General features: G+C 38.8%; 13 protein-coding genes. 1 reads left to right on the top strand and 12 read right to left on the bottom strand.

The annotated features are described in order from the left end of the window. Positions 1–98: 98 nt before the first annotated feature. From IE080_RS19140 to IE080_RS19090, 11 genes are all read right to left on the bottom strand, one after another. Positions 99–1,079, bottom strand: a complete 981-nt coding sequence (locus IE080_RS19140) for a DUF6371 domain-containing protein (protein WP_189586730.1) — start codon at positions 1,077–1,079, stop codon at positions 99–101. Between the two features lie 108 nt (positions 1,080–1,187). After that, entirely contained in the window at positions 1,188–2,567 is a 1,380-nt protein-coding gene (locus IE080_RS19135; RefSeq protein ID WP_189586727.1) for a DUF3987 domain-containing protein, read from the bottom strand. Next, positions 2,564–2,887: a hypothetical protein gene (locus tag IE080_RS19130; protein WP_189586724.1), complete on the bottom strand. Its 324-nt coding sequence runs from the start codon at positions 2,885–2,887 to the stop codon at positions 2,564–2,566. Before IE080_RS19130 ends, IE080_RS19135 begins: the two co-directional genes overlap by 4 nt. Beyond that, positions 2,877–3,236 (bottom strand): helix-turn-helix domain-containing protein, encoded by a 360-nt coding sequence (locus tag IE080_RS19125; RefSeq protein ID WP_189586721.1) that lies wholly within the window; start codon positions 3,234–3,236, stop codon positions 2,877–2,879. The genes IE080_RS19130 and IE080_RS19125 overlap by 11 nt, the downstream gene beginning before the upstream one ends. Positions 3,237–3,319: 83 nt before the next feature. Beyond that, positions 3,320–4,234, bottom strand: coding sequence for a hypothetical protein (locus IE080_RS19120; protein ID WP_189586718.1), 915 nt, complete (start codon positions 4,232–4,234; stop codon positions 3,320–3,322). A 7-nt stretch (positions 4,235–4,241) separates the two neighbouring features. Continuing rightward, positions 4,242–5,468 (bottom strand): tyrosine-type recombinase/integrase, encoded by a 1,227-nt coding sequence (locus IE080_RS19115; protein ID WP_189586715.1) that lies wholly within the window; start codon positions 5,466–5,468, stop codon positions 4,242–4,244. A gap of 26 nt (positions 5,469–5,494) precedes the next feature. Next, complete coding sequence (locus IE080_RS19110) at positions 5,495–5,857, bottom strand: helix-turn-helix domain-containing protein (RefSeq protein ID WP_189586712.1); 363 nt, start codon at positions 5,855–5,857, stop codon at positions 5,495–5,497. A gap of 257 nt (positions 5,858–6,114) precedes the next feature. Beyond that, positions 6,115–7,497 carry a tRNA uridine-5-carboxymethylaminomethyl(34) synthesis GTPase MnmE gene (gene mnmE / locus IE080_RS19105; RefSeq protein WP_189586710.1) on the bottom strand — a complete coding sequence of 461 codons (1,383 nt, stop codon included), beginning with the start codon at positions 7,495–7,497 and terminating at the stop codon, positions 6,115–6,117. A gap of 25 nt (positions 7,498–7,522) precedes the next feature. Then, the gene (locus tag IE080_RS19100) at positions 7,523–7,999 is read right to left on the bottom strand and encodes a thioredoxin family protein (protein ID WP_229800751.1); all 477 of its coding nucleotides are present in this window, start codon (positions 7,997–7,999) and stop codon (positions 7,523–7,525) included. 31 nt (positions 8,000–8,030) lie between these two features. After that, positions 8,031–8,600: an outer membrane beta-barrel protein gene (locus tag IE080_RS19095; protein WP_189586707.1), complete on the bottom strand. Its 570-nt coding sequence runs from the start codon at positions 8,598–8,600 to the stop codon at positions 8,031–8,033. After that, complete coding sequence (locus IE080_RS19090; RefSeq protein ID WP_189586705.1) at positions 8,591–9,238, bottom strand: ROK family protein; 648 nt, start codon at positions 9,236–9,238, stop codon at positions 8,591–8,593. Before IE080_RS19090 ends, IE080_RS19095 begins: the two co-directional genes overlap by 10 nt. A gap of 408 nt (positions 9,239–9,646) precedes the next feature. Between IE080_RS19090 and IE080_RS19085 the strand changes: the two genes are divergently transcribed. Beyond that, positions 9,647–11,200 (top strand): S8 family peptidase, encoded by a 1,554-nt coding sequence (locus tag IE080_RS19085; protein ID WP_189586702.1) that lies wholly within the window; start codon positions 9,647–9,649, stop codon positions 11,198–11,200. A gap of 220 nt (positions 11,201–11,420) precedes the next feature. Here IE080_RS19085 and IE080_RS19080 read toward each other — a convergent pair whose 3' ends face one another. Further along, positions 11,421–11,855: a hypothetical protein gene (locus tag IE080_RS19080; protein ID WP_189586699.1), complete on the bottom strand. Its 435-nt coding sequence runs from the start codon at positions 11,853–11,855 to the stop codon at positions 11,421–11,423. Positions 11,856–12,239: the final 384 nt, after the last annotated feature.

Here is a 12,239-nt window from a genome sequence, read left to right as displayed (position 1 = left end):
AAAAAACGATAACTTTAATCGCCATTAAAACGGTAACTGAATACCCTTGATCAAAGGGTGGTCAAGATAGCCGGATCGGTGGTCAAGATCATCGGAATCTACATTAAGTTGTAAACAGCAAGCCAAAGTAAGTTTTCAGGATCTTCAGGCAAGCCAAAATACAACGCTCCGTAAATCGCTGTTTTTGGTGCTTCAACAAGCGCAACAGGGTTCTGCTTGTACTTACTCAACAAGTGTTCACCAAACAAGCAATTAAAAAAACCTTCCTGCTTTCCATAGTTCATGTACTTGGTAAGCCATTCAGGCAAGGGCTTGTTCTGTTGCTTCAACCCGTTGAAAATAACCCTGTCAAGCTTATCTGTTCCTGTTGTATGGTTGCACTTATCAAACTGCTTAACTTGTACAGCATGAACGTTCCTATTCTTGTCTATGTACGGGAATGTAACCGCCCCTTGTCTGTACCCTTTTGTTACTGTACCCAAATAGTACAGGGAAATAATCTGCTCCACATCTTCAGGGCTGAAAGGGAAAGAAATAGTATTCAAAAGATTCTGAATAAATGTATTTTGGCTATATCCTTTTAAAGTATTTTCGAATACCTGAATAGGAAAGTAAACAAGCTCAAGAACCTTGTTCTGTTGTACCTGAATACCCCTGTTTTTTAGCCCCTGAAAGGTTAGATTCCTGTTTTGACTATCATAGTGCCTTTTATCTGATTCGCTCCATTTAAGCCCCTTAAAATCGCTTGATTCTGAAAGAATAAATTCAGCTACAAAACAGCCATTGGGCAAGGTTTCAAATACAAGGCTTTTCGGGAAATAGAACTTTAAGCCTTCTTGAATTATCAATACTGAATTTTTATGTTCCTGAATTGATTCAGCAGGAACAAAACAGCATCTTGTTTCCAACGGTGGTAAAATATGGGTACTGCAATTTGCTTCACGGTCGCACTTTCCAAAATCGCCTGTAATGTATTCACCTGTTTCAGCTTCAACGTACTTCACAAAGGTTTTCTTTAGGCATACAGGGCAAGGAAACTTTCTGCTGCTTTTATCAAGTATGTATCTGTATGTTTTCATTTTTTCTATTCTTTTGTTTGCACTATGCACTTTCAACACTTTGCGCACTTGCTGCACTTTTGAAGTGCATGAAATGCAGTTAATGCGGAAAGTGCAAAGTGCATTGAATTACAACAGCTTTTCATACTTGCCCCTTTCAAGGTACTTGAACAAGTTCTTATCCTTAACCCATTCTTTGAAAGCCCTTTCTTTCATTACTTCCAATTTCAGGGAAATTTTAATTCCTTCACCTGTTGTAAATACTTCAGGTAAGGCATCATAAAGTTTCTTTTTGTCTGCTGGTAGCTTATCAAATGGGTTCGCTTCATTCAAAAGTTTATGAACCTTGATTGCTGCATTCTGAAAGTATTCGACAAGCTTAACAGCCCCTTGCACGGATTGCAGGCTTATTGCTTGCTTGTCAGATTCGGAACAAGCAAATCTTAACATTTCCAGCAGCAAAGAAAAACGTATAGCATACTGTTCAATTTTAGCATAAATACCCCTTATTGCATCGCTTTCTGTTCGGTTGCATAAATCAGTTAGATTCTTATTGAACTGAAACATTTCTGCACGTGCTTCAGGGCTGAATTGCAATACTTCAGGCTGGTTTCCAACTTCAAGATTCAGCAGGTTTTCAAGGATTGTAAACCATTCTGTTTCAGTCGCAGGATTAAGTTCTTTCTCGCTCCAATATTCCTTTTGTAGCTTGTCAGGTACAACAAACAGCAGCCTATCAATAAAACCATTCTCTGTACGGTTTAATGCAAGTTGTTCGAGTACAGCAGGCTGAACAGTACCAATTACTGAAACAAAAGGGTTCTGTATCATTATTGGATTGCTTGTTTTTCGGTTTATTCTGATCGCTGTACCGCTCCAAATACTTAACCAAAATTGTTCTTCACTTCCTTTATTGTACCTGTTGAAGTTATTGAACCAAGCTGCAAGTTCATCAGCATAAACCCCAATACCCCTTTTATTGAAATCCATTATTTCAGTCAAAGATTCAGGGGTGAAATCCGACACAAGCAGCTGTTCCCATTTCGGTTTTTTAGGAAACTTCAGTTTTTCCTGTTTCTTTTTTTCTGTTGGTGAAAGCCTGTTGAATTCCTCATATTTTTTGAACTGTTCTTGGTATTCTTCAAACTTGATTTTATCCTTTTGATTAATCGGTTTTAATGTCCATGCAATTGGGTGTGTTTTATTTGTTCCAGCTTTACCGACAATTGACAAATAAAGAACAGCGTTCTGTTCATACCCTTGCATAATGCGCACTTTGTGAGTGTTCCCAATTGCAACAGATACAGCGTACATTATAGCAGCCCCAATAAAATCAACAGGAAATTTCAGGCTTTCATTAGTTTCTCTGATTATCTTTTGAATAAGTTCGGGGAACACTTCAACAGGGAAAGGGTTCTGTTCTTTGCTCAATTCCTGTTTTTGTACCTGAACATGATTCAAAATAGTTTCAGGGCTAAGGTTTTCGAATATTGGATTAAGTTCTTTCATTCCCCAGCACGTTTTAAAAGTTCAACAATCAAAGGAAACAGTTCTTGGTTCGTGGTATAGAACCCTGCACGGTGCTTTGAAATCGGACAAATACCAATCTTTACAAACTTAATTTTGTTTGCTTTCTTCCATTCTGCAACGTACCTGCAAATGTTCGCACGCAAGATTCCTGTTTCAACAGAAACGGCAAGCATGGTTTTAGGCTGTTTCTGAAATGCAGCAAATACCCTTTTCATTTGTGCCTGAAATACAGTATTTTTACCCTGTTCTTTATGCAAAAATACTTTAGGGCTGTTGGTGGTGGTTTTCTTACTTTCCATGCTTCAGCCCTAATTTATTGTTTGACAAATAGGCATCAGCTTCAGCCTCCACATCAGCAAAGGATTGTTTTCGCCCTGCTTGCAGGTACTTGGTAAGCTCCTGCTTTGAAAAATATAAACGCTTGCCCCTTTTCATTACAGGAAGTTCACCTTTAGAACTTTTGCTGTACATGGTTGGAACAGTCAAGTTCAAGAATTCAGCAGCCTGCTGGATTGTAAGAACTTGCTCAGGATTTTCACCTGAATTCTTTTCAAAGTTTACAGCTTTCAGAATTTTAGCTGTAACCCTTTCAGAAATGCTTTCAATAAGCTTTTCAGGATCAATCGGACTTAATACAAGATTATGCATAATTCTTTTTGTTTTAGATTATGCACGCAAGTTCACGGGGCAATTTCAGGGGCTTTAAGGGGCACGCCCTAATTTCGCCCTAATTACAGCTGTTTACTTTGTAGGTATTTTTTAAGTTCTTCAGGGTGTTTGGTAAGCTCAAATAAAACCGCTTTCCAATATTCGCCAGCTATTTCAACAAGATTCTTTTCTACATTCAAATCTTTGCTTTCGTTAAAAATCTTATTAATTGCTTTGTAAAAAGTGTTTGGTGCATATTTTCCAATATTTCTATTCTTACCAATCTTTTCAAGTTCTTTCTTGCTCCCATAAGGAATACTTTCACCTATTGAATTGCAATCAAAAATGTAAGCCAAAGAATGCTGTTCAATAGTGTATTTTCGGGGTTCTTTTTGACTACTCTTTTCGATAATATTTTGAAGTGTTTTTTTGTACTCTTTTAGTAAATCAGGTATTTGAATAATTAACTCAACTCTATTTTTCAAATCGTAATAATCAAAACCTTCAGGAATAGGCTCTTTTATAAGGTGCTTTTTTAAAGATTCAGGCAAGGTGTTTTCAAAATTAATAAGGTTATTTTTTAATGAAATGGCACTTTTAATAATATCCAAGTTTCTTAATTGTTCATCAAAAAAATCTCTATTCATACTTATAGATTGAATTAATCCATCAATTTTTATTTGAAATGGATAGTTTGTTTTCTCTATATCAATTGGTGTTTTATTACCCTTTTCATCAACTTCAAAAATTTGATTTATGTCAAAGTATTCAATTTCACCCTGTTTGTTTTTTAAGGGAACAATACCACCATAAACCTTTGATTTATACAAATCAATCCATTGATTAATAAACTGCTCAATTTTCTCAACTATGTCTCTATTGTAATTATAATTTAATTCAATAAGATTCAAATAATAGTTATACCAATCGCTTTTGGGTAGTACAAAGGATCTAACTACAATTTCTTGATAATCGGTTGATAAAAGTCTTTTTCCCATTTGTTCTTTATGTATTATCTGTTGGTAAACTTGCAAGTTGGATCTTGTTCGCTGCTTCCTGTTTTAGCTTACTTGCAATCTTTGCATAAACTTGCGTAGTTTTCAAATCTTTGTGCCCCAGCATCTTTGAAACGGTATAAATATCAGTTCCATAAAACAGTTGCAAGGTTGCGTATGTATGCCTGAAGCAATGGAAAGTAATTTTCTTTGTAATGCCTGCTGAACCAATCCATTGGGCAAGGTGTGTATTTTGATAGGCTGAATAAGTAAGCCCTTCAAATACCCTGCTGCTGAATTCACCCCTTTCACCCAACAAGTTGTAAGCCTGTTCAGAAATTGGGTGGTTTTCAACCCCTTCAGTTTTTTGCTGCTGAAAGTTCAAAAAGTACCCTTGCCCTGAAATTTCCTGTACTTCACCCCAATTAAGTTTCTGAATATCCGAAAATCGTAAACCTGTAAGGGCTGAAAATAATGCTGCACGCTTAAGCATCGGATCGTTACAAGGTTTCTTTACAAGTTCGTTCAGTTCTTCAATTGAAAGGAATTCACGCCTTGTTTCTGCTGCTTTTATAGGTTCAATCTTTGCGTTCAAATCTGTTTGCAGTATTTTATCCTTGTACGCTTGTTTTAAGGCTGCTTTAACCTTATTGAAGTATGAAACAGCTGAATTGGTTGAAATTTTGGTTTTCCTTTTGTTGTCAGTTGTGGTTTGTAAATAATCCTTGAAATCTTCAAGAACAGCTTCATTCAAATCAGCGAACGGCAAAGTTCCTTTGGTAAACTTTTCAAGATAGTTCAGGGCTGAAATCCAATTGTCATGGTTTGAAGCTTTTCTTTTATTTGAAAGCTTCCTGAAGTATTCAACAAAGTTCTGCTTTCCAGCTTCCTGAATTCTTAAGCGTTCCTTTTCGAACTCTGTATAAATTTCAGGTTTGTTAAGGTGGTTTTCTCGTTTCAAACGGATCTGTTCTGCAATTGCAAGAACGCTGCTGTTTTCCTGCTCAATTGTTTGGTTCTGTATTGGATTTTCAGAATAAACAGGTATCTGTTTTACCGTGCCATTAGGCAAAGTTCTTTTTTTATACTTGATAGGTTCGTGAACGTACATTTTCAGGAATTCACGCCTTGTAAGTTCACCTGTTTCAGTATTGAGTACAGCAGGGTAAAAATCAAGATACAAGCTTGATCTTCCTTTTGAAATCGGTTTTTGTCTTAAGGTTACTTTGATAGCCATTTGTTCTTTATGCTTCAGGTTTCACATCAACTTTTCTGTTCCATTATTTTATTAAGTTCTGAACGCTTTACCCTTGTAAGCCTTTCAGATAGGTTTACAGCATTGATCTTGCCCTTATCAATAAGCCTGTAAGCTGTACGGGTTGAACAGCCAAGCAGCAGGGCAATTTCTTTCACGCTTAGGAATTCCTTTGCTTTGAGTTCTTCAATAGGCTTGTTCTTCACCTTCAAGGTTTCTGTATTTGATTTTTGGATCTTTTCAGCCCTTATTCTTGCCTTGTATGCACGCTTTGCGCAAGCATCAGAACAGAACTTGGTTACTGTTGTACGTGCCGTGAATTCCTTGCTGCAATGCTCGCAAATACGCTGAATAAATATGTTTGAACTCATTTCAGGGATATTAAGAGTACTTAAGTGTATTTAAGGGTACTTAAGAGTATTTAAGTGTAATTAAGTGCCATAATTTCGCCCTAAATAGGGTTGAAGTTTGTACCTCAACCCTTCAGGTACAATAAAGGTACAAAAAGGTACAAGAAAAACAATAAACAAATAGAAATAAACCGTAAACAAGAAAGCATAAAAAAAGCCCTTAAAAAGGGCTTAATCAATGTTTTATGTATGTTTTTATATTGCTTTGTTTGTGGTGGTTACTTTCCGATACAGAACTTACTGAATATGTTCGCCAAGAGGTCATCCGTCGTGATTTCCCCGGTGATCTCACCGAGGTAATGCAGGGATCGACGGATATCCATTGCTAAGAAGTCATTGGTGACTAGGGCATCCAGGCCTGTCAATACATCCAATAAAGACTGACGGGTTTTGACTAAGGAGTCGTAGTGGCGGATATTGGTAACAATAGTATTGCCTGTGCGGAACTTGTCCAAATTAACCAGCTCCAAAATGCGACTTCGAAGATCTTCCAAGTTCTCCTTTTGTCCTGCAGAAATAAAAATTGTATCTGGATAAGCCGACTTTAAATCCTTAACAAATTGAGGATTAGCCTTATCAATCTTGTTGGCTACTTTCAGAAATGGTACTCCCAGGTTCTCCAATTTATTGATATCCCGATTGATCTCGACCATGTCCGTATCTGTTAAATCAAACAAATACAAAATGAGCGATGCCGTCTTCATCTTCTCCTGAGTCCTGCTTACGCCAATGGCTTCAATCGTATCCGTAGTCTCCCGAAGTCCTGCCGTATCGATAAAGCGGAAAATTACGCCACCGATATTGATCTCATCCTCGATAAAATCTCTAGTAGTACCAGCAATATCGGAAACAATCGCCTTCTCCTCATTGAGCAAAGCGTTCAATAAAGTGGATTTTCCAGCATTGGGTTTCCCCGCTATGACCGTGGGAACACCATTTTTGATCACATTCCCCAAATCGAAGGAACCTATCAACAACTCCACTACCCTTAATAACTCTTCCACCAAACTACGCAGATCATCCCTTGAAGCAAACTCAACATCTTCTTCCGTAAAATCCAACTCCAATTCAATCATAGAAGCAAAATGAATCAACTCTGCCCGCAAGCGACTGATTTCATTCGAAAAACCCCCACGCATCTGATTCATCGCTGCTTGGTGTGAGGCTTCTGAATCAGAGTGAATCAAATCTGCTACCGCCTCCGCTTGTGCCAGGTCAAACTGTCCATTCAAAAATGCCCGCTGGGTAAATTCCCCAGGTTTTGCTGGACGAGCTCCTTTACGAACTAACAATTTTATTACCTGATTGACAATGTAAGATGAACCATGTGTAGAAATCTCCACCACATTTTCCTTGGTAAAGGATTTAGGGGCTACAAACAAGGAAACCAATACTTCATCTATTATCTTCTCCCCGTCTCGTATCGTTCCAAAGTGGATGGTATGAGAAGGCTGTTGCTCCAGATTTTTTCCCTTAAAAACGGAGTTGCAGATACTGATAGCATGCTTACCCGAAAGGCGGATAACCGCAATGGCCCCAACGCCTTGTGGAGTGGCTAATGCTACGATGGTATCTTCTTGTTGATGAAGCGAAAAGCTCATAGTTTGATTGGTTTTCCCGGCCTATTTATTTCATAAATCGATCTAAAATCCCTGTTAATCCTTCTAGAAAAGGTTCAGGTTTTCTATAACCGGGATATTGGGTAATATTTTCCATGGAAGCATCCATGATGATGAAATTCGGATAGGAACTCACCCGCATAGCTCTAGCAATGGAGGCTTCGGTGTAAGTCTGTCCTTTAAATTTGATTTCCCGATCAGTCTTTTCTGCATTCAACTTTACCGCATAAAAATTACTGTTGATATAAGCTACCACCGCTGGATCCGTGAATGTTTCCTTATCCATCTTTTTGCACCATCCACACCAATCCGTATACACATCCACAAAAACCATTTTAGGTTGTTGACCTGTTTTTACAACAGCTTCTTCAAAGGTCAACCAGTGGATTTGATCCTGTGCAAAGGCAGCACTGACCGATGAAAATAAGAATAGAAGTATACAAAGGGAGTTTTTCAAGGTATTCATAAGCGTAATTTCATGCATAAAACAAGCATTTGCAGGCTACGGTTCAAACTCAGTTGAATTTGACACCGATGGCTATCTGAGCAGAATGGATGACAGGACTGTTGAGCAGACGGGAGCCCACTACTCCCAATTCATATTCTAGCACGGTAAACAGAAAGCTTGTAATCCCCAACTCAATTCCTGCGCCAATTCCACCATAAAAACCAAATTCTTGATTGGTTCTATTGAAATTATCTCCTGTGATAACGGAACGCGTTTGCTGCCCACCAATCATGGCCTTCACAAATGCCTTAGAGTCGTACTCACTAAACATCAATTTGGGAACAAAAGCCACCGGAATTACCCGCATTTGCTCATAGAACTCTCCATTGGGTCTCGTATAAGGAGCATCGGACTGTAGGAAAGAAGCAGAAAATCCAAAGGCTAAAGGAGAACGGTAAGGCTGAAATTCATACATGGCGTTGTAACGGATTCCCGCCACTCGTTCTTTGGACTGTTCGCCTTTGATCAAAGACTGCCCTGCTCCTACTCCGAACTTTACTTCTTGTGCAAGCAGTAGATTTACAGAAAGGAGGCATAGCAAGCAACTTAAAAAAAAGCCCCTCATAGTTATGGCCATAATTTAAATCCTCCTTCGTAGGCCAGCTTATTAGTTCCTAGTCTACACCCCTGAGGCACTTCCGTGAGGTATTTGGATTTCCCTCCTCCTAGCACAATATCATCCGGCAAAAACGCTGCTTTGAAGCGCTCTACCACGGCGAACACATGCTGTTGCCATTCCTCTTTTCCATATTTTTCCATTCCACGGAAACCTACATAATCTTCAAAAGTACCACTTCGGTAGCTTAAGTGGGCTAATTCCATGGGTAGAACCGTTCCATCCACAACTACGGCTGAACCCAAACCTGTTCCTAAGCCCAAAAACAACAAGACACCAGAGCCTTGATAAGAACCTAAGGCTTGCATAGCTGCATCATTCATCAGTTTTACAGGCTTTCCAAAGGCTTTGGCAAAATCAAATCCCACCCAACCATTACCTAGATTAGCTGGTTCATTGATAATTTGTCCTTGTTTGATAATTCCAGGAAAACCAATGGAAATCACGTCAAATTCCCAATCGCTGACCATTTCCTGTACTCCTTTGACCATTACATCTGGGGTGATATGGGCGCCCGATGGGAATTTTCTCCGTTCTTCGGGACCTTGGATTTTGGCTTTGATATTGGTACCGCCTACGTCAAGTGTAAGTATTTTCAATGTTCTCTTTTTTTGCAGTTTAAAAGAAAGCTAACTAAGCAAAAAAATCCTTTCCGGACTTTCTATAGAAAGCTGGATTTAACTTTTTCAAACTTAGTCTCATGTTTATGCAAAACAAAGCTACTAATTTTCATCGAAAAATAGACGCAATAAAACCAGTAGCAGTAAAATACATAATTTCTAACTACGTAATTAATTTACTATTTTTTGCACTTTTATTTTCCTAAAATCCAAATAAAATACAAAACAATTAACTTGTGATTTAAACTAAACAAAAAGCATTTTACAGGATTTTAGTTGGTTTTTCAAAATAATAGCAACTTTAATTAAATTTTCAATTTTTTTTTACAAATTTTATTTTCTATTATCGAAAAATCATTTTATCAATTTATAACCATCAATCTATTTATGTTTACAAAAAATTACTTTAAATGGTCAAGCAAATGGGGAGCACTTCTTCTAGGTTTGATCTTCTTCGCAGCTTCTTGCCAAGAAAAGCAAAATGACCGTGCTGTGATAGATGCCGAAATGGCCTCTATTGACAAGTTGGAAGGTCCAATTCCAGGAAAATTCATCGTGGTATTACACGAGGAAACCTTGAATTTCAGAAAAACTGATAACTATGAGCTAGTACAAGCTGGCATGCGCGAGGTTGCGAGTGGGCTATTGGCCCGTTATGAAGTAGCAGACGAATCAGTTGACCGTGTATTTGGTAATTTACTGACTGGCTTTTCAGTAAGTTTAACAGATAATCAAGTTGCCTTATTACAAAATGATCCATCTGTAAAATACATTGAGCAGGACGGATATATGCACGCGTATACTACCACGCAAACCAATGCAACTTGGGGGTTGGACAGAATTGACCAAAGAAGTTTGCCCTTAAATGGCACATATATCTATACAGCTAATGGTCAGGGAGTAACTGCTTACATCATAGATACTGGAATCCGCACAGATCATGTAGAGTTTGGTGGCAGGGCTCAAAGAGGATTTGATGCATTTGGTGGTAACTCTGAAGACTGTAATGGGCATGGGACACATGTAGCTGGTACTGTCGGTGGAACTACCTTCGGTGTGGCTAAAAATGTCACTTTGGTAGGTGTGCGAGTGCTAGATTGTCGTGGTTCAGGTTCATTCAGTGGTGTAATTGCTGGTATGGACTGGGTAGTATCCCAAGCAAATGGACCTTCAGTAGCCAACATGTCTTTAGGCGGTGGAAGCAGTACAGCTGTAAATGATGCTGTAGCCCGTATGTACAATGCAGGGGTCCCTGTAATTGTAGCAGCAGGAAACAGCAATGCAAATGCGTGTAACTCCTCTCCTGCTGGAGCTCCAAGAGCTTACACTGTTGGATCGACCGTAAACAATGATAGCCGTTCTTCTTTCTCCAATTTCGGGAATTGTGTAGATATTTTTGCACCAGGTTCTTCTATCACAGCTGCTTGGCATACAAGTCCCACTGCTATCAACACGATTTCAGGAACTTCCATGGCATCTCCACATGTAGCAGGGGTAGCTGCTTTGTTCTTGCAAGCTAATCCATCTGCAAGTGCTCAGGCAGTTTACAACTTCCTAACTGACACTTCTACAAAGAATATCGTGACAAATTCCAATACAACCAACAATCATTTGCTATATTCCTTGGGAACTGGTAGTTCAACTCCTGATCCTACTCCAGATCCAGAACCAGAGCCTGAAAATCCAGAAGAACCTGTTGATGGCATACAGCTAAGTGGCTCAGGAACAAAAGTTCAGGGAAGATGGAGAGCCACTCTTAATTGGACAGGCGCAAGTTCTAGTCAAGTGGATATCTTTAGAAATGGAACAAAGATTGCTACGGTTAACAATTCCGGAACTTACGTAGATCAGACAAACAATAGAGGTAGTGGATCTTTGACTTACACTGTATGCGAAGCTGGAAGTAGTAATTGCTCAAGTGCAGTCACCATCAGTTTTTAAAAATTAATCACCTTTAAACCAAAAGCCGACCAATTGAATTGGTTGGCTTTTTCTTTTTATCATAGATTGAGCAATCCAATTTATCCAGTCTTTTTCCATCAAAATGTTTCGTACATTCGTGACCACAAATAAAATAAAAAAAGCACCAAACCACTCAGGTCTGATGCTCAAATTTTTTCTACGATTCAATCCTCTCAATCTGATAGATCTGTGAGATATTTTATCCTAACCAGCTATGCCAAGGAATTCTAGAAAGAATCAACACCAAGCCAATGCCATACATCATGTAGATGGATCTGAATTTAGCGCGGCTTTCTGTAAGTTTTTTAGCTCGGATATAGCCAACAGAAATCAATACAATCGCTATAATATTGATTACAGGATGTTCTAGGGCCGTCAATCGAGCGATTTTGTCTCCCATAGCTCCTCCACCTGTTAATAAAGAGAAACCAACCGGGCTGACAAAGTACAGAATCAATCCCACCAATAGTTGGATATGGGATAGAATAAAGGCAATCATGGCGAATTTTCGGTCTTTTTCCGTAAACTCCCGATTGCTCAATGCACCTATCAATGCATAAATCATCACTATCAATAAGGCTGCTAAGGCTAAATAAGCCAAGCCTGAATGCGCATGCTTTAATCCTATGTACATATGTTTACAATTTGAATAAGGGACGAAATTAAGATGGAAAGGTTGAACAAACAAGGGAATTTGGTGAAGAAGTTAGCAGTAAACTGTATAACGGGCCACTGCTGACGGTTCAGATTCTTGGAGGCTGAGCGGAGTCGAAGCCTGCAATANCTAAAAACATTCGAAATTCGGCGTTTGACGTTCATCATTCGACATTTTTTCTCTCTTTCCTTATTCAATCTCCCTAGAGGATTACAAATCCTCATTATCTATTGTACAAGATTGCAAATCTTGAACAGCTCGTTCTTGGAGGCTGAGCGGAGTCGAAGCCTGCAATAAGAGTTTCACTGCTGACTGTCCACGTTCCATGGCTTGGCTCAGTAGTTAAAAAATGGTTGTGCTTGT

The sequence above is a fragment of the Mongoliitalea lutea genome, assembly GCF_014652135.1.
In the GTDB taxonomy this organism is placed as follows: domain Bacteria; phylum Bacteroidota; class Bacteroidia; order Cytophagales; family Cyclobacteriaceae; genus Mongoliitalea; species Mongoliitalea lutea.
Note: the sequence above shows the minus strand (reverse complement) of the source record. Positions and strands in the feature narration are given on the sequence as shown.